The sequence below is a fragment of the Thiothrix winogradskyi genome (assembly GCF_021650935.1).
GTDB lineage: Bacteria > Pseudomonadota > Gammaproteobacteria > Thiotrichales > Thiotrichaceae > Thiothrix > Thiothrix winogradskyi.
Genome location: NZ_CP091244.1, coordinates 2,646,346 through 2,666,690, shown reverse-complemented (window position 1 = coordinate 2,666,690; position 20,345 = coordinate 2,646,346). Strand labels below are relative to the sequence as shown.

Here is a 20,345-nt window from a genome sequence, read left to right as displayed (position 1 = left end):
AATGTTTAAACGCGCTTTAATAACTGCGCAGCCAATCCCAATAAACCGGGTGATAACTGACCTTTATTAAACCTCCCAAATAAAATGCCAGCCAGCAATGATGCTCCCGCTGATTCAAGGGGATGCTTTTTAATGAATCCAAAATATTCAGTATTGGCAAAGGCGGTGCGTAATTGTTGTTTGGCTTCGGTTACTGTCGGCGGCTGGTATACTTCACGAACCATATCAATACTCCTGCCACCAGCAGGCACATTATTCCTACAATAAATAAAGCACCCGCTGGCGGTAAATAAAGGCTTAACACTTGATAGCTGGCAGTCAGCAAAAGACCGGCTGCTAGGCTGAAAAACAAGGCGGCAACGATCAGCAGTAAAATACGACTGGTTGTCTGTAACACTTGGCTTTGCAGCACCCGACCTTCGGCTTCAGCCAGTTCAAACAGGCTAATAATGATGTCGGTCAAGGCTTTCACGACTTTACTTGCCTTGTCCTAACACCTTGAAAATAGCATAACCGACGCCAAAAGCAATCAGCATACTGGCAACTGGGTTTTTACGAATGTGCTCACCCACGTCATTCAGGCCAGCATTACCGGCTGCGTATGCGTCATGCAATTTTTGACCGGCTTGATCTTGATAGTGCTCCATCTTACTTTCAACATTTTCACCCAAGCTGGAGGCGGTCGCTTCGGTTTTGTTTTTCAAGGACTTTAGTAGCTCATTGACTTGATCACGAAGAGTGTCAAATTCTGCGCGGAAGTCAATTTCTGTTTCGGTGGTTTTGCTGTGTTGCATGATGTTTTCCTTATTAAAGATTAATATAGCGTTGTTGTGGTTTATAAACGACGACCTTGAATGATGCGCATCAAAATGACCACAATCGCAACAACTAATAAGATATGAATAAATCCGCCCATTGTGTACGAGGTAACAAGACCCAATAGCCAGAGGATAACTAAGACGATTGCAAGTGTTTCGAGCATATAAATCCTCACTTCGCCATGATTTGGCAAATGTCGAATTAAAATATAATGCTGCTTAACGTAAAATAATTCACGCGCCAATACTCAGGTGGTCTGAAGCTTCATCGGAATTGGTTTTTCAGACAATGAGAGAGCGAATTCCTTTGCAGAAAGAAACAACATTATTAAAACCTTTACTGACTTAATAGGGGTTTGTATTAAGGCGTATGACGTGTAGTAAAATAACGTATTAATAAAGGTCATCTCTATTAAGCGCTTTATTGTTGGGGATAGCAAGGCAAATCATTTTATATGATACTTAATATGGCACTTATTTGACGCGATGTGCCACAAACTTGCTGAGATTATCAAGGATTTCACCGCCACGTCGAAAACCTAGACCACAGCCTTCCCACGCAAAAAATACCCCTGCCTGATAACTGCGCCCTTGTGCGTCTTTGGGGTATTCGGCGAATGCTTGGTAAACGGTTTGGTAGCGGTCGTATTCGCCAGAGGTTTGCGTGAGGAGTTTGCCTGCTGCATCGTAAATGCTGACATTCGCACCTTCGCGCCCGAACAGTTTTTTCGCCACTTGCTGTTTGCCGTGCAGCCTTTCACTGCGGGTTTCCAGCAAATAAGGGGAGTCGGGGAATAGTTCGTACAACACTTTCAGAATGCCCTTGCTTTGGAATAACAGGGTGTACGCAGGGTTGAGGATGACGGTTGCGGTATTGCGGGTGATGTCGTCGAGAATGCCGTTGATGCCGTCTGTTTGCAGCGCAATGTCTTCCCACGGGTAAAGCTTAAACCAGTAGTCGAAACGGGTTTGTTGCGGGTTGAAAATACCTTGTTCTTCGAGAAAGCCGACTTCATCCAGGTAGCAAAAATCGGTCTGAAACCCAGCGTCATTCGCAAGGTGTTGTAAAAAACGCACAGTTTGTTCGTCTTCCGGTAAGCCGCGAATGCTGGAAAATAAGATGTTTTGATAGCGGTAATACTCGCCAAAACGGTCGGGATCGTTCTCGCCAGTCACTAAGCGGCGAAAGTTTTTCACGAGGCTGGCGTAGACAGTGTTGAATTGTGCGGCTTCGTTCATGCCATTGGCTTTGAGCAGCGCCCATTGCACGATGGCGGTTTCAAACAGGCTAGTGGGGGTATCGGCATTGAATTCGATCAGTTTAATCGGCAAGCCGTCGACACCGCCTGCGAAATCGAAACGCCCGTAGAGGTGACGATGGTCGTTTTCCCAACTGCGACGGATGTGGTCGACCAGATTGTAAGGAATGTCGAGTTCCAGAAAACGGTCATGGTCGATGACGTGTTGGGCAGCGGCGACGTACATATCGTAGAGTTGGTTGGCAGCGCTGTAATAAGCTTCGGCTTCCGCTTCGGTAACGACGACGATTTCAGCGGCAACATAGGGTTGACCGTCGGGGTCGGTGTGCCAAGTCATGCCAACTTCTTCCATGAGCGCAGGGCTGATGGGGTTAACGGTTTCGAGTTGAATCATGATTTAGCCCCCTACCGAGCCGCCGCCAAAGGAACTGCCGCCGCTGCTGCCAGAGCGGTTGCTGGGGTTGGCGTTATTATTGTTGCCGAAAAAGCCGGATTTGGGTTGTTGCGCTTGATTGGGGTTTACCGCGCGGGTATCGGTGCGTGCGGCGGGGCGGCTGATGCTGCTTTGCGCTTTGCTGGCTTGTTGTTGCTGGTGCTGTTGGTAATTCGCGTTGCCCATGAGTCTGTTGGCAAGCATTCCGCCAATTAGCGCCCCGGCTGCGGCGGCGAGAACCGTTTCACCTAAGCTTAAACCTTGATTTTGTGCCACGGGTTGGGTGAGGGCAGATGTGCCGTCTTCGACCCTTTTGGCTTCGGCTTCTGCCATTGCTTTGAGTTCGGCTTCGGTGAGGATGCGTTCGTTGCCTTTCATGTCCTTGAGGATGGCGCGGGTTTGGCTGGCGGGATATTTTTCCACCAGTTCATAGGTGTCAGGATTTGCGCCAGTTTGCTGGATCACCAGAAACATGGCTTCGCTTTTCGCGGCTTCGGAAATCGTGCCAGCGCCTGTGTTGGGTGGCGGGGCAGGGGGCTGATCACCCCCGCACCCTTGTAGACTGGCAAGAATGGTAATGCCAAGGCTGCCTACCACAGAATAGGAATTGATGAGTTTGAGGTAGGGCTTATGCATTGGGGTTCTCTCACGCGGCGGTTTGTAAAGCTAACTCCGGCACTTCTAGTGCTGCGTTAATTGCATCGTCTACCCGCTCCAGCCACACAAAATTGAGCTGTTTACGGGCATTTTCCGGCACGTCATCCAAATCCTTACGGTTACGCGCGGGCAACATCACGGTGTGGATGCCTGCGCGTAAGGCGGCAAGGCATTTTTCCTTAACCCCGCCAATCGGTAACACCAAACCACGCAAGCTGATTTCGCCGGTCATGGCGACATCACTGCGCACTTTGCAATCACTAAGCAAGGATACCAGCGAGGTGAAAATCGACACCCCCGCGCTAGGCCCGTCTTTCGGGATTGCGCCCGCCGGAACGTGCAAGTGAATATCATGCTTCTCGAATACCTGCGGGTCAACCCCAAAGCGTTTAGCGTTGGCTTTGATCAGACTTAAGGCAGCTTGAGCGCTTTCTTTCATTACATCGCCGAGTTGCCCGGTAATGATCAGCTTGCCATGCCCCGGCATTTTGGTGGTTTCGATGAACAGAATATCGCCGCCAACCGGTGTCCATGCCAAGCCGGTTGCCACACCGGGGACGCTGGTGCGCATCGCCACTTCACTTTCAAAGCGTTGTGAACCAAGAATGGCGGGCAACTCAGCGGGGGTAATCGCGACCCGCTCGGTCTTGCCTTCCGCGATTTGAATAGCGGCATTGCGCAATACCGCCGCGATTTCACGCTCTAAATTGCGGCAACCGGCTTCGCGAGTGTAATCGCTCACAATCGTGTGTAACGCGGCTTCGTTGACGTGCGCTTGTTCTGGAGTCAAACCGTGCGCTGTAAGTTGGCGTGATAGCAAGTAACGTTTGGCAATTTCGACCTTTTCGTCTTCGGTGTAACCGGGCAGGCTGATGATTTCCATGCGGTCGCGCAATGGCCCTGGAATCGCGTCCAGTACATTGGCGGTGGCGATGAAGACCACTTTGCTCAGGTCAAACGGTAACGCCAAATAGTTATCGCGGAAGGTTTCGTTTTGCGCGGGGTCAAGCACTTCCAGCAAGGCAGCGGCGGGGTCGCCGTGGAAACCGCCGCCGCCGAGTTTGTCGATTTCGTCGAGCATAAACACGGGATTGCGATTGCCTGCTTTGCGCATTTCCTGAATGATATTGCCGGGTAATGCGCCCATGTAAGTGCGGCGATGCCCACGGATTTCGGCTTCGTCATGCACCCCGCCGAGGCTGGAACGCACAAACGGTAAGCCTAATGAACGGGCAATGCTTTTGCCGAGCGAGGTTTTGCCGACACCGGGCGGCCCCACGAAACACAGGATCGGGCTGCGACCTTGCGGGTTGAGTTTGCGTACCGCGAGGTATTCGAGGATGCGTTTTTTGATCTTTTCCAAGCCGTAATGGTCTTCGTCCAGCACTTCGCGGGCTTTGGCGATGTCGATGGTTTCGGCTGCCAGTTGGTTCCAAGGCAGGCTGGTGAGCCAGTCGAGGTAGGTGCGGATCATGGAATATTCACCGGACGATTCCGGCATTTTTTGCAGGCGTTTGAGTTCCTTGCGGGCTTGGTCGGCGGCTTCGGCGGACATGTTGGCGTCGGCAATCGCTTGCTTTAGCTCTTCAATTTCGGATGGGTTGCTGTCATCGTCGTCTTCGCCTAGTTCTTTTTTGATGGCTTTGAGGCGTTCACGTAGCATGAATTCGCGCTGGCGGGCGTCCATCGACTGTTGGGTTTGTTGGTCGATTTCACGGGTAAGTTTCAACACTTCGAGCTGGTGGCGCACGTGTTCGGCGACTTTATCGAGGCGTTCGCGCAGATTGATGGTTTCCAAAATCACCTGCTTTTCTGGCGGGGTGATGTCGAGGAAATTGCTGATCAAATCGGCGAGTGCGCCCGCGTATTCGATGCTTTGGATGGCGCTGACGACTTCAGGCGGGGCTTGCGGCAGCAATTGCACGGTTTCAATGGCTTTTTCCTGCAAGTGACGCATCCGCGCTTTAATGTCGGCGTCATCCTCGGCGGCTTCGATTTCGGGAAGGATTTCGACGTGTGCCGCCATGTAGGGCAAACCTTCAACATAATCGACTACGCGAAAGCGTTCTTCACCTTGCACCACCAGATGGTGCGTGCCGCTGGAGGTGGTGACATAGCGCAAAATGCTGGCAATCGTGCCGATCGGGTGTAATTGGTTGCCATCGGGATTGCTGAGGCTGGCTTGGGTTTGCAAGATCAACCCGACTTTTTGCCCATTTTTGACGGCTTGTTGCGCTGCCGCGATGGATTGTTCGCGCCCAATGGTGATGGGAATTGCCATGCCGGGAAATAAGACGACATCGCGCATGGGGATTAAAATGAGAGCTTCGTTCATGCTGTTACCTCGTTGGGTGGCGAATAACCTAGTTTGGCTATCAAGTACTCTTGTTAGACAAGATTGTGACAAGTCTTAATTTTTTCAAGAGGCAGAAGGCGACATGACGGGTGCATATAACAATGCTAACGGGGGTATTTGCGCCGTATCGCACTAAACTAAGACAATAGTTACATTCGTCAATACAAGGATTGCGTTATGAAAGTCAGCATAATTGGTGGAACAGGCTTCGTTGGCACCTATGTCATCGACGCTTTGTTGCAGGCAGGGCATACGCCGCGTGTGCTGGTGCGCTCCGGTAGTGCGGGTAAATTGGCAGCCGCCGCGCAATGCGAAACGGTTTCCGGTGATATTCGCGACACGGCGGCATTGGATGCGTGTTTGCAAGGCACGGATGCGGTGATTTACTTGATCGGTATTTTGCGCGAATTTCCGGCGAAGGGTATCACTTACGAAGAAAGCCAGTTCAACGGGGTCGAGCGCACGGTGGCGGCGGCGCAACGTCAGGGTGTGAAACATTTCATCTTAATGAGTGCGAATGGCGTGAAAGCGGGCGGCACCAAATACCAAGACACCAAGTTTCGGGCGGAACAATGCGTGCAAGCGTCGGGGTTGGTCTGGACGATTTTCCGGCCTTCGGTGATTTTCGGCGATCCGCGTGGCAAAGCGGAGTTCTGTACGCAATTGCAAAAAGAGTTGGTGTTGCCGCCGATTCCTGCGCCGCTGTTTTTTGGTGGGGTGAATATTCTGCAAGCGGGCAAATTCCAGATGCAGCCGGTACACGTGGAAGACGTGGCGGAAGCGTTTGCCGCAGCGGTGGATAATCCGGCGACATTGGGCAAAACCTTCGCGCTGTGTGGACCGGATGTGGTGAGTTGGAAAGCTATTATCCAAACCTTGGCGCAAGCATCAGGGCGTAGCGGCAAATTGGCAGTGCCTGCTCCGGCTGAAATTCTCAAAGTGGTGGCAGGCGTGTTGGATAAACAAGCGTGGTTTCCGATTACTCGCGACCAGATTGTGATGTTGTTGGAAGGGAATACGTGTAGCGACAGTGCCGCTTGGCAAACGTTTGGGATTGTGCCGAAACGCTTTGCGCTGGAGAATTTGGCTTACTTAGCGTGACCGCTATTCCTTGAATTTGAAGACCGGCAGCTTGATGTTGAAACGTATCGCCAGTAGCCGCGCAATGAAAATCGCCAAACCCGCGATAATCGCCGCCAGCGTGACATCCATGTGCAGGTACAACAGCCCAATGAACAGTAACGAACCCGCCCACGAAACGGTGGCGTACAGCGGGCTTTGAAATACCACGGGCGGGGTATTACACAATATATCGCGGAAAATGCCGCCCATCGTGCCGGTCATGACGCCCATGAAGCTGGCGACCAGCCAAGGTGCACCAACCATCAGCGATACCAGTGTTCCTGCCACGCCGAAGGTCGCCAATCCCGCTGCATCGGGTATCAAGAAAAAGCGTTGTGGAATGACCAGGACCCGCGCCAGCAAAAAAATCGCGATGGCGCTGCCCAGTGATGCGATGAAAAACATCTGATCACGAATCCAGAACACTTCCCGATCCAGCAGCATATCCCGTAGCGAACCACCGCCTAGTCCGGTGACAATGGCGATAATAATCACCCCAAACAAGTCAAACTGCTTAAAACCGGCTTTGAGCACGGCAGAAGCGGAGGATACGACCACCGCAATCAGGGTGATCCAATAAAGGTTTTGCAGCAAGGCTGGGTTGGGGTGCAAGGTCATTAGACTTTCCTGACGAATTCCGATTTCAGGCTCATTGCGCCAATGCCGTCAATTTTGCAGTCAATATCGTGGTCGCCATCGACCAGACGAATATTTTTCACTTTGGTGCCGACTTTGACAACCAGCGATGAGCCTTTCAGCTTCAGATCTTTGATGACGGTGACGGTATCGCCGTTTTGCAATACGGTTCCGTTGGAATCTTTAATAACGCGCTCGCCTTCTGCTTCAGTGGCGGTCGCGACTTGAGGCCATTCGTGGGCGCATTCGGGGCAGACAAACATTGCGCCGTCTTCGTAGCTGTATTCGGAACCGCATTGAGGGCAGGGAGGGATCGTACTCATTAAAATGTTACCTTAGTGTTGTTGCTCAATATTTTTGAAACGTTGCCATTGACGGCATCCACGTGACGCAGGGTTCAAGGCGCATAGCCTAGCATATTGAGCGTTATAAATATTCCTCGGGCGGTTACGGTTGCATGGTCGATTCCTGTCAGCATTGCGAACCTTGTCAGCATGGGCTGGAGCAGTATTGCGAAGAGTTCCCAACCCTGACTTACAACGGCACTGACCGGCACGATCACACGACCACTTACGGCGGCTATTCCGAGAAGATCGTCGTATCCGACAAGTTTGTGCTGAAAGTGCCGGATGGTTTGGATTTGGCAGGTGCTGCACCGTTACTGTGTGCAGGTATCACGACTTATTCACCGCTGCGCCACTGGAACGTGGGCAAGGGCAGTAAAGTCGCGGTTGTGGGTCTGGGCGGTCTCGGTCATATGGCGCTGAAACTTGCCAAGGCGCTGGGTGCGGAAGTCACGTTGTTTACCCGTTCGCCGGGCAAGGAGCAAGATGCTCGTCGTTTGGGGGCTGACAACATCGTGCTTTCCAGGGATGACAGTCAAATGGCTGCGGTCAAAAGTCGCTTTGACCTGATCATTGACACCGTGCCTTACGTGCATGACATCAACCCCTATATGCCGACCTTGAATATCAGCGGTACATTGGTACTGGTCGGTTATCTGGGGCCGCTGGAACCTTTCCTGAATTCCGCGTCGCTGGTGTTGGGGCGCAAGTCGGTGGCGGGTTCCCTGATTGGTGGTATTGCCGAAACCCAAGAGATGCTGGATTTCTGTGGTAAACATGGCATTACTTCCGACATCGAAATTATTCAGATGCAGGAAATCAATGCAGCCTACGAGCGCATGTTGAAAAGCGATGTGAAATACCGCTTCGTGATCGACATGGCATCGCTGAAAGCTTAGGGCAAATCCATAGTTTGCGGGTATGCCGTGCATGTGCGCCAGTGGGTGCTGGAACATCCGCTCTCGCCCGCCCATGTCGATTGCGCCACCGCCGTCATGCTCAAAATCCTCGACGGCAAGTGCAAGATGGATGCGGAGGAAAAAGTCGTCATGGCGTTGCTGTACGACGCGGTGAAAGGCTGCCCCGGTGTGATTTTGGGGGCGGATATTTATGCGTTGATCGAAACTGCCCGATATTCCCATGAGTATGACGAGATTCGGGAATTTGTGTATGAAAAACGGGTGCTGGCGGAAACGATGATTTCCCGCCCGGTGATGAAGGGGTTTAAGGGGATGGTAAAAATCCAGCTTAAATGTTTCTAAACCACCAAGAATGATCAGAGAAAACATCCATTTTATTTAAATAATTATTTTCAAAAGATTCAATCAATTTTTTAATAGAATCATTGCCGAGCATAACTCTTACCAAGTGTGAACTAGATACGGAAACCTCTGATTCTGGCCATAATTCTATCATTCTTGGCATGGACAGCATTCGTGTTGTCTCTTTGTCAAGTGGCGATGAGGAAAACTCAGAAATACGATCAAAATAACTTAACAAAAGAAAATCAATAGTATCTGCTGTTTTTGCTTCTTTTTTTAATGTCATTTTTTGCCGTATATCTTGTGAATTATTCTGATCATTGATTAGCTGATTCAATAGAGATGATTTTCCTCTCAGAATTTCTTCCTTTTCTAATATGTGGTGTATTGCAGCATAATAAGCTGTAGAAAGTGTGGAGTATGTTATTGTGAAAGGGAGGTTGTAATCTGAGTCTTTTCTTTTAAAGTAAGTATTTAAACCTAAAGAGCTAGAAACTTTCCAATAAAAAGAACCTGCCCCATAGCAATTACTAGACCAATCATACCTATCCTTTATTGAAGACATTATTTCGGGATAAACAGTACTCCATAGACCACTTACAGATGGACCTCTATCTTCTGTAAATAAATTACCAACAGTAATAATGCTGCACCTATCTTCAGCTTTTAATTTTTCAATCATAGCCTTGCTTTTACCAGAGAGCTTATTTCCATCTTGATCTACTATAAGCAAGAAATAACACTTGTTTAATCCTTCCATTTTAAAAGAGGTTTCTATTTCAGAAATAGCACGTCCTGAAATAACCGTATCAATAAAAATAAATTTTTCACTTGGTAGCGTGCGTGGCATCACATGTGCCCAACTTAATTTAGCCACTTTTTCAATTAAAAATCTATAAAAAACCAGATGTGGGCTTTTTGTATCTCTTCTGACTATTGCAGATAAAACATTTGTCCAAAATCTCCTAATAGATAAACTTGTTTGTGATTCGTCAACGGGGTCAGCAGAAAATGGTAATATAAGTTCGCGATTAATAGGGGAGTTTAATGCATCAAACTTTCCCTTTATCCTATCCTCTAATGAATTATGCTGTTTATTGGCAAGATCCCAAGCGGTTTGAGCCAAATTGTATATTGGAAGTGCTCCTCTGCTTGGAATAACGATTGAGTCATATCCCTCCATAAATAAAGTACGAAGATAATCCGACATTTCAATTGATGCTCTTGCATAATCAAAAATAGCATCACTTGTAATAATATCTTGCAGTGTAGATATATGATTTGAATTATTTTGATTTTTCATGACTTTTTATAACACGCTGCATAAATCTTTACCCGCAACTCCATATCCGCAATCATTTCAATCAGCGGTTTTTTCCCGGATAACTTCTCACTTTCTGCCAATATCACATCCACGCCAGAACCGCGCCGATCCATCAGGTATTCGCGTCCCAGCCCGCTATCGCGCACAGGATAGTAACGGGAAAACAGGCTGGAAAGTACGTCATTGCGCGGCAAAGACATAGCCTGCATGGATTCCACCGTCATGGAATTGGGCAATGCGCCCGGTGAATACAACTCCAGCCGGTCTGCGAACATGTGCAAGCGGATGCGCCCGCCCCAAATGGAGTAATCACGGTGAACGATAGCATTAACGAGTGCTTCAAACACTGCACGCAGGCTGTATTGCGGATAATCGACCCGCCCGAATTCTTTACGCGCTGGCACTTTCATATTCAGGCGCACAAAGTCGAACGCATCCCACAGTTGCCGATCCAATGGACCATCAAAATCCTTGGCATCCAGTTGTTCGTTGGGGTCATTGTTAACACCGCTGTAAGCCACCGCCTGAATGTATGCCGATGGCAACCAATTCACCGGCTTTTCGGTACACAACAACACACCCGCAATAGACAGGCATTCTTGCCCTTCCAAATCAGCCAACAAGTGCAAGCGGCGTAATTGTTTGCGCTCATCGCCTTCATGCTGGCGCAGAAAACGCCGCAACAACAATGCATCCGCATCATCCAGCGACGTATCAGCAACACCCTGTTCTTCAAAGCGGATTAAGCGTGCTTGGCTACGTTGTTGGAACAGACGCGCCAATACATCCGGGGTCAGCTTGCGTTTGCTATCAGCAACCCGACGAAAATACCCATTTGCACTTTCATGTATCCACAAACTGCGCGGCACACTCACGACAATAACCGTAACCCTTTCACCCGCCGCATTGGGCAGTTCAACGTTCTCGGTGAGGATTTCCAGCGGCGGGGTAATGCGGTCGTTAACAATGCCCCGCAACCACGATTTCAGCGTTTCCATTTGTTCCGCCGGAATGCCCGTAGCCGTCAGTGTTTTGTCATCCACGCCTAACACCAGCGTACCGCCGTTAGCATTGGCGAACGCCGCGAGTTCGTCAGACAAACCGTCAGGATGCGGCTCAATCACTTTCTGTGCGCCACGAAACACGATTTGCTTGAGTTCCAGCGTGGAGTCTTCCCCCAAGCGGATGCGTTGTTGCAAGGTTTGGCTGTCCATTTTGCGTGTTCCTATTAAAGCAATTAACTTCTTCCCAATCTGGCGTACCTTAACCCTGTTCCTCAATATTCTTCCTGAAGCGCAGCAACTGTTTTTCACGCACTTGCTGCATATCCAGCCGATAAATGTCGTAGGGAAATAAAAAATCGGTTACACCAGAGTCGAATAAGCGCCGGACTTCGTATTCATCGTGGGACGTGCCGCGCTGGTAGCGGTAGTTGAGGTAGCTTTGGTTGGTGTGGATGATGAATTCGACGCGCATTCCCCCCATGCGGGCAAAGAATTTCAGCATTTGGGTTTTACTGCTGCTGCCGATTGAGGTGGCGGTGTAGTGGCTGCCCGCGAGTGTGTCAGAAATGTCTTCGAGCATCATGATCGAACCGGCTTTGACGGCGGAGCGGGTCAGGTGGCGCACGAAGCGTTTGACGTGGTTAACGTTATCCAGCACTGCCATTAGCCCCAACTCATCATCCACCGCGACGGCGGGATTTTTCTCGTTTTTGCGTAACAGTTTCAATACCTTGGCTGCGGAATCCTTTTTGCGCACGGTCACGTACACCGGCACTTCCTGCCCATTGGCTTGGAAGAGACGGCGTTTAACCAAAGTGAGTTTTTCATTTTCGGCAAAAGTGTGCAGGTCACGGGCGGTTTCCGCGTCAATCACGGCGACTTCGCTGCAACTGAAATCGTTGGCATCGTGGCGGCTGTGCAGGTAGGCAATGTCCAACTCGCCGATTTTGAGTTGCGGACTCCACACGTATTGATTGAGGAAATTCAGGAAGGTCGCAAACTTGTTTTCGATGTCGGTTTCACGTTCACGCTGGTCGATGGAACCTGCCAGCCCCATCAACACCAGTTTGCGCTTGGCCTCGAAACGGATTTTCTGGTGGTAGCGGTCGTCAAAAATCATCAGCAACAAGTCAATCGGGTTTTTAGCCGTTTCGATCTCGTTGCTGATTTCGATGTGTGAGTTGTAAGCCGCCAGCACTTTGCCCCGTAACATGCCGATCACCGCATCGGCAGTATTCATGTATTCGTGAATTTTGCTGCGAATCGCGCTTAAATTTCCGCTGATACCAAACAAATTGCCTAATAAGCGGTATGCCTGTTCGCTGCGTTGCTCGCGTAATACCGGGTTGTGGAGCAGGGCGGGAATCTCGTCAAAACGTTTGATCTGTAACAGGTCGAATAACTGGTCACGCACGGCGCGGTACTTGGTGGTCATTTGCCTGTCCTGCTGGAAGGTTTTGACCCACTGGCGGTTTTGTGGTGAGAACGGATGCGTGCAATTGGTGTGTTGTTGGATGGTGAATGGTCCATCCTGTTTCATGGCAATAAAGATGGATTTTTCATCAACAACACTCATGGTTTCCGCCGTGCTTGTGATTTTTAAGGGTTTACAAACGTTGCAACAATTCGCCCTTTTTGCTGGCAAATTCCTCGTCACTAAGGATGCCTTTCTGTTTCAAATCTGCCAGCCGTTCGATTAGGGCGAAAATGTCACCATTATCGGCGGGCGCGGGGTTACTGGCAAGGTTGTTGGGGTAAAACGGTGCGGGTGCAGGCTGCATCGGCGCAGAGGGGGCAACACCATTCACGGAAACCACTGGCAGTTGCTCAACTTGCACCGTGCCGTATTGGCTGCTGAAGGTCATGGAATTGTTGCCGCCTTGCTGTTGCGATACGCCACCGATTTGATGGTCGAGTGTGTCGTAAACGGTGACTTGCCCGTTGATGTCCACAGCCAGACGGCAAGTGGCAGGGAAATAAGCGTAACGGGTGTTGTTTTGCCCGCCCGTGGTGGAGGCAATGCCCAGCTCATCTGGCCACCAGTTGCGGTTGCCTTGGAATGAGGTCGGGTTGCTGACCGGCATGAAGATCGCTTGCTGACCTGCCAGCAGGTTGGATAATGCCGAACACAAGCCGTCGACTTTGGATTTCAAATTGTAGTTGAACATGTCGCCGACCATCGTCATGCCGCCTTGCATCCATTGCCCGCCGCCGCCGAGTTCGTAGTGGTTGAATTGCGCCATCGTGCCGTTGCCATTCATCACGGCGTAAAGCATGTGGGTAACGGCATCGTTCGATACGCCGTAGCGTTGCGCTAGGTCGTTGATGGCATTTTGTCCGTAATCGGTGAACGTTTGCATGGGAAATCTCCGGGTAGTGAGAATGGGGGGCGGTGTTGCCAAACTGCTGCGTATTAAATGATTGCTGTGATAGGCAGTTTGCAGGATTGATGCAGTGCATTATGGTACGTTTGGCGGGGATTGCAAGAGAGGGCGCATTGCACGCCCATGCAAAATACGCACAATCTGCAATTAGCCAGTTTCCATCGTTGTGATTCCTACGACCCTCACGGTATCTGTAGGCAGGACTTTTTAAACCAGTCGGCAAGTTCTGCCTCTGCAATATTTCCCGCCGCTAATTGCTCAAACATAATGACCGCTTCGGGTTCGGGAGCATCCAACTCAAAACCGTTGAGTTCCAGAAAAACTGCACCGACTGCCAAGGCTACCCGCTTGTTGCCGTCAATGAACGGATGGTTTTTGGCAATGCCGAAACTGTAGGAAGCGGCAAGCTCGAACAGGGTTGAGTTAGTACGAATGTAATAACGTCAGTGTAGGGGTAGGGCGTGAGGAGCACAAGCGATACCCAATCAATCTCGTCAACAGGCGATTGCTTGAAGGTATAACCCTCAGTAGGTCATTGCCCAACCACCTCCGCGCCACCCGCCACGCTCCACGCTCCACGCTCCAACGGTACAAATGGATCAGCGAATGCGCGGAATAGCGCTTGCCCTTAGACAAAATGGTGGGTAGACACGAAATGCTGGATAGCTTCGTGGACTTCGTGCGAACGGCGCGTGTCTTCGTGACTTTCCACGTATTCAAGGTATTCGTGCATGTATTTGAGCAGTTGGCGGCATTCCTTGGGTTTTTCCTCAGCGGATTGTGCCAGCGCACACGCACCAACCGGGGTGACGTGTGCGCCATGTTCGATAGCTTGCACTTCGTCATCGGTCAAACCACAAAAGTCAGTACATTCTTTTAAACTCAGCATAGAAACCTCCTTATGCAACCCAGTATGCACCTTCATTGTGCCTCTGTGCTCCCTGATTGCACTCTATTGAGTCGCCTCATTAGAATTAACTCATTAATCTATATATTATTTTCGTTTGCCGCCAAGGATTGCTGTCTTGCGGTGAATAGAAACATGCATTAAACGTTCCAACAGTTTTGTCCGTACCCGTTTTCGACGGTGAAATCTGGATTCAGTATGACGGCACGGAAGAGGGCGTTACTCCCGAAATTTAAGCATCGGCACTTTCCGCTTTGAGCCGCCAAATAATTGCTGCCGTGCGGCTTGCAAAACGCCACTGGCTGCCAACGTGATAATGGCGAGTATGGTTAAAAGCTGAATGAACAGTTCAAATTGCATGGTGGTATGCCTTGGCTATCAGCGCGTATTGGAACATCATTTGCGTCATGCATTCAACCTGACTAACAGTGTAAGGAATCTGACATGAAACGGTTTAAACAAACCCTGCTTACCGCAGCCATCATTTTCAGCACCACCAATGCGTGGGCAGATACGGTGTATGTGGCAGTTGCGTCCAACTTCTCCAAACCGCTGCAAGCGATTGCGGAAACATTCAAAGCTGCCAGCGGGCATGAGTTGAAAATATCCGCAGGTGCAACCGGTAAGTTGTATGCCCAGATCGCTAACGGCGCACCCTTTGAAGTATTTCTCTCAGCCGATAGCAAGACCCCGAAAAAGCTGGTTGAGGAAAAGTTGGCAGAAGCCGACTCCCAGTTTACCTACGCTTTCGGCAAGCTGGTGTTATGGAGCAGTACCGAGGGCTATGTGGATGACAAAGGCGAGGTATTGAGCAAAGGCACTTTCAAGCATCTGGCGATTGCCAACCCCAAAACCGCACCTTATGGCGAAGCGGGGATGGCAGTGATGGAAAAATTAGGGTTGACTGCCGCTATCACGCCCAAACTGGTGACAGGTGAAAACATTACCCAGACCTTTGATTTTGTGTCGACGGGCAATGCCGAACTCGGCTTTGTGGCTTTGTCGCAAGTGCAACAAGATGGCAAACTCAAAAGCGGTTCGGCGTGGATTGTGCCAGCAGAAATGTATCAACCGATGGCGCAAGACGCGGTATTGTTAACCAAGGGCAAGGATAACGCCGCTGCTCAAGCCTTGCTGGAATTCCTAAAAGGGGAAGAGGTGCAAACTATTATTAGCAGTTACGGCTACGAAATTCCATCCCCCCCATCCCCAGCCCTTCCCCCGCAATGGGTGAAGGGAGCAATGCGGGAGTAGGTGATGTTGTCCCCTAGTGACTGGTCGGCCATTTGGCTTACGGTGAAATTAGCCGGATTGACCACCTTGATTTTGTTGGTAATCGGTACGCCACTGGCATGGCATCTGGCGCGTACTCGCCGTTGGTGGAAAGCCCCGTTGAGTGCGGTGGTGGCGTTGCCGATTGTATTGCCACCGACGGTGATTGGGTTTTATTTGTTGATTACCTTGGGACCAAAAGGCCCGATTGGGCAATTGACCGATTCCTTGGGTTGGGGGACGTTGCCGTTTACCTTTACCGGTTTGCTGGTGGCATCGGTGTTTTATTCGCTGCCGTTTGTGGTGCAACCGATTCAGAATGCGTTTGAAACGCTGGATATGCGCCTGATGGAGGCGGCAAGCACGTTGCGGGCAACACCGCTGGATGCGTTTTTCAGCGTGGCGATACCGATGGCGCGTCCCGGTTTTCTCACGGCTTCTATTTTGGGATTTGCGCATACCGTGGGTGAATTCGGCGTGGTGTTGATGATCGGTGGTAATATTCCCGACAAAACCCGCGTGGTATCGGTGCAAATTTACGATCATGTCGAGGCGATGGAATACGCACAAGCCCATTGGTTGGCTGGTGGCATGTTGGTGTTTTCCTTTGTGGTGTTATTGCTGATGTATACCCTCAATCGGGGAATTAGGATGCCGAAAATATGACGCATACCGCACCTGCACACGTAGACGCTCGCTTTCAATTGGCGTTTGATGGCTTTCAGTTGGCGGTGGATTTGCAATTGCCGGGGAGCGGGGTAACGGCATTATTCGGGCATTCCGGTTCTGGCAAAACCACGTTGCTGCGTTGCATTGCGGGGTTGCAACGCCCGGACAGCGGTTTTTTGCAAGTGCGCGGGCAAGTGTGGCAAGACAGCGCGAACGGGGTGTTTTTGCCGACGCACCAACGCCCCTTGGGGTATGTGTTTCAGGAAGCCAGCTTGTTCCCGCATTTGAGCGCCCGCAAGAATATTGATTACGGGCGCAAACGTGCCGCGCAATCCGCCAATGACGCGGAACTGGCGGCGATTGTGGCGATGTTGGGGATTGAGCATTTGCTGAATAAAATCCCCGCGCAACTCTCCGGCGGCGAACGCCAGCGGGTCGGCATTGCCCGCGCCCTTGCCCTCAAGCCGCAAGTGTTGCTGATGGATGAACCGCTTGCTGCGCTCGACCTCAAGCGTAAACAGGAGATTTTGCCGTTTTTGGAACGCTTGCACCGTGAACTCGATATTCCGATTTTGTACGTGACGCATTCACCGCAGGAAGTGACTCGGCTTGCGGATCATCTGGTGGTGCTGGAAGCGGGTAGGGTGGTGGCTTCGGGGGCGCTGGCGGAAACGTTGACACAGTTGGATTCGCCGATGGCACAGAGCAAGCAGGCATCCACCGTGTTACAGGCGCAGGTGTGTGGGCACGAGCCGGAATTTCATCTCAGTCAAGTGCAGTTTGCGGGCGGTGTGTTGAGCTTGCCTTATCAGCAGGCGGCGGCAGTGGGTGCGAGTGTGCGTTTACGGGTGTATGCCCGCGATGTCAGTTTGACGCTGCAACAACCGGCGCAAACTAGCATCCTCAATGTGTTGCCTGCGAGTATTACCGGCATGGCGCAACCGGTGGCGGGGCAGGTGATGGTGCGCTTGAATCTGGGCGGCGTGCCATTGCTGGCGCACATTACCCATAAATCCGCGAGTGTGATGGGCTTGAAGGTGGGGATGGCGGTGTTTGCGCAGATTAAGGCGACCGCGATTGTGTAGTGTTCTTCATCTATCAGGGACATTGCCGCATTAATAGCAAACTGCTGGAGAATGCCAATGCTATAATCAACGTTCAGTTCACAGGCAACCGGGATCAGTATGGAACAAGCCGCACCCGCTCCGCGCATGATTAGGAAGGTGGTATGCATCACCACCAATAAAGACCAACCCTCTGACTACCAGTATTGGGTCACGCGCCCGATTGCAGAACGCATTGATGCCATTGAAATGCTCCGCCAATCTTATTTGAGTTTCCGTAAAGATGTTCCACCGCGACTTCAAAGAGTTTATCGAGTTACTGAACAATCACGGGGTTGAATACCTGTTGGTTGGCGGCTACGCGCTCGGTATTCACGGCTATCCGCGCTATACCGGCGATATGGATATTTGGGTCAAGCCTGAACAGGTCAACGCCGAAAAAGTCATGGCAGTGCTGGAGGCGTTTGGCTTTGGCGAACTTGATTTGAGTACCGATGATTTCACCAAACTGGGTAATGTGATTCAGCTTGGCTACCCACCCTTGCGCATTGATTTGCTTACCCAACCAGATGGCGTGGATTTCCCCAGCAGCTACTCCCATCGTTTGGATGTGGAGTATGGGGGCTTGACTGTTCACGTCATCAGTCTTGAGGATTTCAAGAAGAATAAGGCAGCAAGTGGCAGACCGAAAGACCTTGAGGATTTGCGTAATCTGACGTGATGGACATCGTGTGTATAAAGCTGGGTGAATCTCAATCACCGCAGTTACTTGCATCGTACTACCGAGTTTCAATCCACTCCCGACTAATAAAGCCGGGAGAATATCACCATCACCATCACCATCACCATTAGATGATTGACAAGTTTCAATCCACTCCCGACTAATAAAGCCGGGAGAATCGCGCTTTCGTGGGTGCTAGATCAATTCCAGGGAGTTTCAATCCACTCCCGACTAATAAAGCCGGGAGAATTCTTTAGTATGGGGACTCCTAAAATTATCAGTGGTGTTTCAATCCACTCCCGACTAATAAAGCCGGGAGAATCGGCAATTGCCGCTCTTTCTCTGCTTCAATGCCAGGTTTCAATCCACTCCCGACTAATAAAGCCGGGAGAATGTCGGCTCTGCCATCCTTGGTGCGGTTGCGATCGTGTTTCAATCCACTCCCGACTAATAAAGCCGGGAGAATGCAATGCGGCGAAGATGGGCAATATCCAAATCACGGTGTTTCAATCCACTCCCGACTAATAAAGCCGGGAGAATGACGACCGACACTTCTCAAACCTTCGACAACCGTGTTTCAATCCACTCCCGACTAATAAAGCCGGGAGAATGAATTGACCAGATAAATCGAGCATAACGCCACAATTAGTTTCAATCCACTCCCGACTAATAAAGCCGGGAGAATCTCTAAGTGGAAAGCAGGCATGATTGCCAACGCCTGTTTCAATCCACTCCCGACTAATAAAGCCGGGAGAATCCATGTAAAGACCTCTTTAGGGAATTTATGTCGTGTTTCAATCCACTCCCGACTAATAAAGCCGGGAGAATGGACACCGGATGGAGGAGCAGGCAACGTGGCATTGTTTCAATCCACTCCCGACTAATAAAGCCGGGAGAATCTGGCGGCGTTGGCTGCCGCTGCGTTTGCCAATGTTTCAATCCACTCCCGACTAATAAAGCCGGGAGAATGGCTGCGGATAGGCTTTGACCAATATCCAGCAGCGTTTCAATCCACTCCCGACTAATAAAGCCGGGAGAATGCCAGCATCCGGCGTATCCACATTGCTCAGGTGGCGGTTTCAATCCACTCCCGACTAATAAAGCCGGGAGAATGCGACGTTGCTATCCATCACGCGGCGCATTGGGGCGTTTCAATCCACTCCCGACTAATAAAGCCGGGAGAATGATGGAAACACGCTGACTCTCGCAGAGTTGTACAGTTTCAATCCACTCCCGACTAATAAAGCCGGGAGAATAAGACCGTAGACTACACCATAGCCGAACTGGCAGAGTTTCAATCCACTCCCGACTAATAAAGCCGGGAGAATTCAGTATCGGCTATCAAGTTCACAAACTCATGCTGGGTTTCAATCCACTCCCGACTAATAAAGCCGGGAGAATGCCCGATAACCGTGACCGTCTACCAACACTGGATGTTTCAATCCACTCCCGACTAATAAAGCCGGGAGAATCCCACACCCAACTGATAAGGGATAACCTGACCCGGTTTCAATCCACTCCCGACTAATAAAGCCGGGAGAATAATTATTAAAATTCCACCGGGAAATTCTTTCAGGTTTCAATCCACTCCCGACTAATAAAGCCGGGAGAATGCCCTAGGCATTGCTGAATGCCATGCTGCTCAAAACCGTTTCAATCCACTCCCGACTAATAAAGCCGGGAGAATTCGATGGTCAATCAGTACAGGGTAAAACCTTTGGGTTTCAATCCACTCCCGACTAATAAAGCCGGGAGAATCTGATAATGCGCGGGTGAATGATACGGGTGTGCTTGTTTCAATCCACTCCCGACTAATAAAGCCGGGAGAATGGACAAACGCCCGGTGGCTTCGCAACCGCCGGATGTTTCAATCCACTCCCGACTAATAAAGCCGGGAGAATCGCGGTGCGGGGGTGCTCGATGTCACCGCCAACAGTTTCAATCCACTCCCGACTAATAAAGCCGGGAGAATACGGGCTGTTACAGCGGCAAATCAGCTTCAAGCGTGTTTCAATCCACTCCCGACTAATAAAGCCGGGAGAATGACTGGTGCAAGAGGGCGTATTGCTGGCTGATCTGGTTTCAATCCACTCCCGACTAATAAAGCCGGGAG

At 50.6% G+C, this 20,345-nt stretch carries 23 protein-coding genes and 1 CRISPR repeat array (1 of these 24 running past the window's edge); of the genes, 7 read left to right on the top strand and 16 right to left on the bottom strand.

What is annotated here, in order from left to right; genetic code table 11:
• Positions 1–5: 5 nt before the first annotated feature.
• The 7 genes from L2Y54_RS13550 to lon all read right to left on the bottom strand — a co-directional run bounded on the left by L2Y54_RS13550 (position 6) and on the right by lon (position 5,502).
• Positions 6–224: a hypothetical protein gene (locus L2Y54_RS13550; RefSeq protein ID WP_236496770.1), complete on the bottom strand. Its 219-nt coding sequence runs from the start codon at positions 222–224 to the stop codon at positions 6–8.
• Positions 191–472: a hypothetical protein gene (locus tag L2Y54_RS13545; RefSeq protein WP_236496769.1), complete on the bottom strand. Its 282-nt coding sequence runs from the start codon at positions 470–472 to the stop codon at positions 191–193. The genes L2Y54_RS13550 and L2Y54_RS13545 overlap by 34 nt, the downstream gene beginning before the upstream one ends.
• Positions 473–476: 4 nt before the next feature.
• On the bottom strand, positions 477–794 hold the full coding sequence (locus L2Y54_RS13540) for an ElaB/YgaM/YqjD family protein (RefSeq protein WP_236496768.1): 318 nt from the start codon (positions 792–794) through the stop codon (positions 477–479).
• Between the two features lie 41 nt (positions 795–835).
• Positions 836–982 carry a lmo0937 family membrane protein gene (locus tag L2Y54_RS21905; RefSeq protein WP_236496766.1) on the bottom strand — a complete coding sequence of 49 codons (147 nt, stop codon included), beginning with the start codon at positions 980–982 and terminating at the stop codon, positions 836–838.
• Positions 983–1,292: 310 nt separating this feature from the next.
• A complete protein-coding gene (locus L2Y54_RS13530) occupies positions 1,293–2,471 on the bottom strand; it encodes a glutathionylspermidine synthase family protein (protein ID WP_236496764.1) in 1,179 nt (392 codons plus the stop codon).
• Positions 2,472–2,474: 3 nt separating this feature from the next.
• Positions 2,475–3,146, bottom strand: a complete 672-nt coding sequence (locus tag L2Y54_RS13525; RefSeq protein WP_236496762.1) for a Cj0371 family chemotaxis-regulating polar lipoprotein — start codon at positions 3,144–3,146, stop codon at positions 2,475–2,477.
• A gap of 10 nt (positions 3,147–3,156) precedes the next feature.
• Positions 3,157–5,502: an endopeptidase La gene (gene lon, locus L2Y54_RS13520; RefSeq protein WP_236496760.1), complete on the bottom strand. Its 2,346-nt coding sequence runs from the start codon at positions 5,500–5,502 to the stop codon at positions 3,157–3,159.
• A 198-nt stretch (positions 5,503–5,700) separates the two neighbouring features.
• Here lon and L2Y54_RS13515 point away from each other — a divergent pair, with 198 nt between their 5' ends.
• On the top strand, positions 5,701–6,624 hold the full coding sequence (locus tag L2Y54_RS13515) for an NAD(P)H-binding protein (RefSeq protein ID WP_236496759.1): 924 nt from the start codon (positions 5,701–5,703) through the stop codon (positions 6,622–6,624).
• A 3-nt stretch (positions 6,625–6,627) separates the two neighbouring features.
• Here L2Y54_RS13515 and L2Y54_RS13510 read toward each other — a convergent pair whose 3' ends face one another.
• Positions 6,628–7,263: a trimeric intracellular cation channel family protein gene (locus L2Y54_RS13510; protein ID WP_236496757.1), complete on the bottom strand. Its 636-nt coding sequence runs from the start codon at positions 7,261–7,263 to the stop codon at positions 6,628–6,630.
• On the bottom strand, positions 7,263–7,604 hold the full coding sequence (locus tag L2Y54_RS13505) for a zinc ribbon domain-containing protein YjdM (protein ID WP_236496756.1): 342 nt from the start codon (positions 7,602–7,604) through the stop codon (positions 7,263–7,265). The genes L2Y54_RS13510 and L2Y54_RS13505 overlap by 1 nt, the downstream gene beginning before the upstream one ends.
• A gap of 134 nt (positions 7,605–7,738) precedes the next feature.
• Between L2Y54_RS13505 and L2Y54_RS13500 the strand changes: the two genes are divergently transcribed.
• The gene (locus L2Y54_RS13500; protein WP_236496755.1) at positions 7,739–8,524 is read left to right on the top strand and encodes an NAD(P)-dependent alcohol dehydrogenase; all 786 of its coding nucleotides are present in this window, start codon (positions 7,739–7,741) and stop codon (positions 8,522–8,524) included.
• A 27-nt stretch (positions 8,525–8,551) separates the two neighbouring features.
• Positions 8,552–8,887 (top strand): hypothetical protein, encoded by a 336-nt coding sequence (locus L2Y54_RS13495; protein ID WP_236496753.1) that lies wholly within the window; start codon positions 8,552–8,554, stop codon positions 8,885–8,887.
• On the opposite strand, the gene L2Y54_RS13490 is transcribed toward L2Y54_RS13495, so the two are convergent.
• The 7 genes from L2Y54_RS13490 to L2Y54_RS13460 all read right to left on the bottom strand — a co-directional run bounded on the left by L2Y54_RS13490 (position 8,874) and on the right by L2Y54_RS13460 (position 14,866).
• Entirely contained in the window at positions 8,874–10,190 is a 1,317-nt protein-coding gene (locus tag L2Y54_RS13490) for a hypothetical protein (protein ID WP_236496751.1), read from the bottom strand. The genes L2Y54_RS13495 and L2Y54_RS13490 overlap by 14 nt on opposite strands.
• Positions 10,187–11,425: an ATP-binding protein gene (locus L2Y54_RS13485; protein ID WP_236496749.1), complete on the bottom strand. Its 1,239-nt coding sequence runs from the start codon at positions 11,423–11,425 to the stop codon at positions 10,187–10,189. Before L2Y54_RS13485 ends, L2Y54_RS13490 begins: the two co-directional genes overlap by 4 nt.
• A gap of 49 nt (positions 11,426–11,474) precedes the next feature.
• Positions 11,475–12,791, bottom strand: coding sequence for a hypothetical protein (locus L2Y54_RS13480; RefSeq protein ID WP_236496747.1), 1,317 nt, complete (start codon positions 12,789–12,791; stop codon positions 11,475–11,477).
• Between the two features lie 31 nt (positions 12,792–12,822).
• Positions 12,823–13,575 carry an SHOCT domain-containing protein gene (locus tag L2Y54_RS13475; protein WP_236496746.1) on the bottom strand — a complete coding sequence of 251 codons (753 nt, stop codon included), beginning with the start codon at positions 13,573–13,575 and terminating at the stop codon, positions 12,823–12,825.
• A gap of 206 nt (positions 13,576–13,781) precedes the next feature.
• Positions 13,782–13,982, bottom strand: a complete 201-nt coding sequence (locus L2Y54_RS13470; protein WP_236502034.1) for a type II toxin-antitoxin system death-on-curing family toxin — start codon at positions 13,980–13,982, stop codon at positions 13,782–13,784.
• A gap of 245 nt (positions 13,983–14,227) precedes the next feature.
• Positions 14,228–14,488 carry a hypothetical protein gene (locus L2Y54_RS13465; RefSeq protein ID WP_236496744.1) on the bottom strand — a complete coding sequence of 87 codons (261 nt, stop codon included), beginning with the start codon at positions 14,486–14,488 and terminating at the stop codon, positions 14,228–14,230.
• A 237-nt stretch (positions 14,489–14,725) separates the two neighbouring features.
• Positions 14,726–14,866: a hypothetical protein gene (locus tag L2Y54_RS13460; protein WP_236496743.1), complete on the bottom strand. Its 141-nt coding sequence runs from the start codon at positions 14,864–14,866 to the stop codon at positions 14,726–14,728.
• Positions 14,867–14,950: 84 nt separating this feature from the next.
• Here L2Y54_RS13460 and modA point away from each other — a divergent pair, with 84 nt between their 5' ends.
• The 4 genes from modA (at position 14,951) to L2Y54_RS13440 (ending at position 18,232) form a co-directional block, all read left to right on the top strand.
• On the top strand, positions 14,951–15,760 hold the full coding sequence (gene modA / locus L2Y54_RS13455; RefSeq protein ID WP_236496741.1) for a molybdate ABC transporter substrate-binding protein: 810 nt from the start codon (positions 14,951–14,953) through the stop codon (positions 15,758–15,760).
• Between the two features lie 3 nt (positions 15,761–15,763).
• On the top strand, positions 15,764–16,444 hold the full coding sequence (modB, locus tag L2Y54_RS13450) for a molybdate ABC transporter permease subunit (RefSeq protein ID WP_236496739.1): 681 nt from the start codon (positions 15,764–15,766) through the stop codon (positions 16,442–16,444).
• On the top strand, positions 16,441–17,532 hold the full coding sequence (gene modC, locus L2Y54_RS13445; protein ID WP_236496737.1) for a molybdenum ABC transporter ATP-binding protein: 1,092 nt from the start codon (positions 16,441–16,443) through the stop codon (positions 17,530–17,532). The genes modB and modC overlap by 4 nt, the downstream gene beginning before the upstream one ends.
• Before the next feature lie 262 nt (positions 17,533–17,794).
• Positions 17,795–18,232 (top strand): nucleotidyltransferase, encoded by a 438-nt coding sequence (locus L2Y54_RS13440; protein WP_236496735.1) that lies wholly within the window; start codon positions 17,795–17,797, stop codon positions 18,230–18,232.
• Between the two features lie 65 nt (positions 18,233–18,297).
• A CRISPR array of direct repeats spans positions 18,298–20,345; the repeat unit is 37 nt; unit sequence GTTTCAATCCACTCCCGACTAATAAAGCCGGGAGAAT; it runs 7,607 nt beyond the window's last position.

Coding starts and splice junctions, on each gene's coding strand:
- L2Y54_RS13540 (WP_236496768.1), bottom strand. CDS start 794: ATGCAACACAGCAAAACCACCGAAACAGAAATTGACTTCCGCGCAGAA.
- modA (WP_236496741.1), top strand. CDS start 14,951: ATGAAACGGTTTAAACAAACCCTGCTTACCGCAGCCATCATTTTCAGC.
- lon (WP_236496760.1), bottom strand. CDS start 5,502: ATGAACGAAGCTCTCATTTTAATCCCCATGCGCGATGTCGTCTTATTT.
- modB (WP_236496739.1), top strand. CDS start 15,764: ATGTTGTCCCCTAGTGACTGGTCGGCCATTTGGCTTACGGTGAAATTA.
- L2Y54_RS13525 (WP_236496762.1), bottom strand. CDS start 3,146: ATGCATAAGCCCTACCTCAAACTCATCAATTCCTATTCTGTGGTAGGC.
- L2Y54_RS13490 (WP_236496751.1), bottom strand. CDS start 10,190: ATGAAAAATCAAAATAATTCAAATCATATATCTACACTGCAAGATATT.
- L2Y54_RS13510 (WP_236496757.1), bottom strand. CDS start 7,263: ATGACCTTGCACCCCAACCCAGCCTTGCTGCAAAACCTTTATTGGATC.
- L2Y54_RS13505 (WP_236496756.1), bottom strand. CDS start 7,604: ATGAGTACGATCCCTCCCTGCCCTCAATGCGGTTCCGAATACAGCTAC.
- L2Y54_RS13550 (WP_236496770.1), bottom strand. CDS start 224: ATGGTTCGTGAAGTATACCAGCCGCCGACAGTAACCGAAGCCAAACAA.
- L2Y54_RS13475 (WP_236496746.1), bottom strand. CDS start 13,575: ATGCAAACGTTCACCGATTACGGACAAAATGCCATCAACGACCTAGCG.
- L2Y54_RS21905 (WP_236496766.1), bottom strand. CDS start 982: ATGCTCGAAACACTTGCAATCGTCTTAGTTATCCTCTGGCTATTGGGT.
- L2Y54_RS13515 (WP_236496759.1), top strand. CDS start 5,701: ATGAAAGTCAGCATAATTGGTGGAACAGGCTTCGTTGGCACCTATGTC.
- L2Y54_RS13480 (WP_236496747.1), bottom strand. CDS start 12,791: ATGAGTGTTGTTGATGAAAAATCCATCTTTATTGCCATGAAACAGGAT.
- L2Y54_RS13500 (WP_236496755.1), top strand. CDS start 7,739: ATGGTCGATTCCTGTCAGCATTGCGAACCTTGTCAGCATGGGCTGGAG.
- modC (WP_236496737.1), top strand. CDS start 16,441: ATGACGCATACCGCACCTGCACACGTAGACGCTCGCTTTCAATTGGCG.
- L2Y54_RS13440 (WP_236496735.1), top strand. CDS start 17,795: ATGTTCCACCGCGACTTCAAAGAGTTTATCGAGTTACTGAACAATCAC.
- L2Y54_RS13530 (WP_236496764.1), bottom strand. CDS start 2,471: ATGATTCAACTCGAAACCGTTAACCCCATCAGCCCTGCGCTCATGGAA.
- L2Y54_RS13460 (WP_236496743.1), bottom strand. CDS start 14,866: ATGCAATTTGAACTGTTCATTCAGCTTTTAACCATACTCGCCATTATC.
- L2Y54_RS13485 (WP_236496749.1), bottom strand. CDS start 11,425: ATGGACAGCCAAACCTTGCAACAACGCATCCGCTTGGGGGAAGACTCC.
- L2Y54_RS13465 (WP_236496744.1), bottom strand. CDS start 14,488: ATGCTGAGTTTAAAAGAATGTACTGACTTTTGTGGTTTGACCGATGAC.